Here is a 2,272-nt window from a genome sequence, read left to right on the forward strand (position 1 = left end):
CTTTCTTTGCCATGTAAACCTCACCTTTTCCGTAAGTTTTCCGTTTTGAGGAGTGAATAGATAAATAAAGAAATTACAGAATTTACTTCAGGATTCTTCCTTATAGAAAGAAAAAATGGGGCAGAAGTAAACTCTGCTCCGTTATTTCACATCATTTTGAATAAATTTCAAAGCCCTTAAAACGGGCAAAGGAATCTTTATCTCTTTCCTTGTATTCTGCAATGTTCAAAAGAAAAAGGGATTATACTCCCAGCTTTTGTACAATACTTTCGATTTCAATTGCAGCAACCGAGTCATCAGAGATTTCGAAGAGAGGTATACCTTTTATATCCATTTCCTCGATTTTAGGGTCGAGAGGAATCATACCTATCATATTAAGTTTAAGATCCTCTGCCAGTTTGACAAGCTTTTCGCGGTTAGCATCCGTAACTTTGTTTGCAATAACGTGAATTCTACCAACATTTGAGTCCAGTTCATCCACAAGTTCATGAATTCTTTCAGCAGTCCTGAATCCCCTTCGAGAGGCATCTGTTACGACAATAAGGTCATCGATATCCCGGATAATCTTCCGGCTGAAATGCTCAAGCCCGGCCTCTGCGTCAATGATAACCACATCATAATTTATGATCAGTTTATCCATGATGCCCCTGAGGAGGTTGTTTACATAACAGTAACAACCTGAACCTTCGGGACGGCCCATGACCAGGAGATCATAGCCAGGCATTTCCTCGATGATCTCATAAACCTTGCTTTTAAGTACCGACTCTTTGTTCATATCGGGATTATCAGGCCTTGGTTTGGTGATCTCAGCCTGTAAATACTCCTTTGCATCCCCGATTGTTTTTACGTCCTCACAGCCAAGGGTTTCAGGCAGGTTAGTGTCTGCATCCGCATCAACTGCAAGCAGAAACTTACCCTTTTTGGAAAGGGAGCGGATCAGAAGAGCCGCTACCGCTGTTTTACCAGTCCCACCTTTTCCCGTTATTGCAATTACTTTTGTCACAGAATACCCCATTGGATTGTTTTTCGTTGCAGACGATTAAGTATCGTCACCCAACTACGTTTATTCCTTCTTCTCGCTGACGATCATTTTGTCGATGGAGATCTTTGCATTCTTGAAGGTGATCTTTATTCCACCGGCTTTACCAGCAGGCATCATTGGCATTGAAGCCATTGCAGGCATCTGGAAGCCAGATGAAGGCATCATCATAGGAGCAGCTGCAACAGCTGTTTCTTCGGCTTCTTCCTCTTCTTCCTCTTCTTCTGCAGCTGCCCAGGTAGCAACGACAGGGTGGTTCTTATCCTGCAGGAAAGCTTTCAGGGACTCAATGTCAGTTGCATCGTTCTCAGTTGCGATCTTATCTTTGAGGTCTTCAGGAATGGTTTCGGCAATCTTTTCCTTGAGCATGGACGGGAGCCAGACAACTCTGTTCCAGCCACCATCAGCCTGGATGAACTTGGGGGAATAGAAATAGGCAACACCGATACCCAGGAAACCTACGATCTGTTTTCCGCCTCCTGTCTGGCCAGCCATGGTTGAGAAACCAATACCATTAGGGGCCATTCCCTGGTATTCTCTGTTAACCCAGCCAATACCGTCAACTTCAGGGATGTAGAACCCGACTACTTCAAAGCAGCCACAGGATGTGTGTGGAGAATCAAAGAAAGAGTGAAGTTTAATTTTGTTAAATTCGCCACTGGAAAGCTTTACAGCAATGTCGTTGACACCGGAGTACTCACCTGTATTGGCATCGAGAAGGTCACCCTTTTCAATTGCGAACTGCGGGCCTTCGGGGTCTACTTTTGCTGCTGCACGGCCGTCGAACCAGTTGATTGCACCGCAGAGTGAAACTCTGTCAGGGGAAACTACGCAGACATTGGTCGGAGCAAAGGACTGGCAGAGGGTACACCCGTAGAAGACATCGACATCCTCGTCGCGGAGGTCCTTTGTCCTGGCGTCTCTTGCCTTGAAAATTTCCTTGGCTGCTACCATCTGCTTCTCGACTTCGGCCTGGTCGGTGTAGAAAGTCACCTGCATCTTCTCAATAAAGGGAAGTTCGGTCTTGAAGAGCATCATGACAGCTTGTCCGAAGGGCTCGAAGGAGTCCATCTTTGCAGCGGTATCCTTGGAAACTCTCATCCAGACATCATACCTCTGGTTCAGGTGCATAATGCCCTGGCAGTAGTTAATGAAGTCGTGGACACGCCTTTCGACAACAGACTCAAGGTCAGGCTCTACAAGTTCTCCACCGATGTTGAAGATCATTGCCCA

General features: G+C 45.7%; 2 protein-coding genes. Both read right to left on the bottom strand.

Annotated elements, in window-relative coordinates:
- Positions 1-241 precede the first annotated feature (241 nt).
- Positions 242-1,003, bottom strand: coding sequence for an ATP-binding protein (locus ASJ81_RS11695; RefSeq protein ID WP_095644603.1), 762 nt, complete (start codon positions 1,001-1,003; stop codon positions 242-244).
- A 60-nt stretch (positions 1,004-1,063) separates the two neighbouring features.
- On the bottom strand, positions 1,064-2,272 hold a 1,209-nt coding region (gene cdhC, locus ASJ81_RS11700; RefSeq protein WP_095644604.1), incomplete at its 5' end, for a CO dehydrogenase/CO-methylating acetyl-CoA synthase complex subunit beta.

This window comes from Methanosarcina spelaei, assembly GCF_002287235.1.
In the GTDB taxonomy this organism is placed as follows: Archaea; Halobacteriota; Methanosarcinia; order Methanosarcinales; family Methanosarcinaceae; genus Methanosarcina; species Methanosarcina spelaei.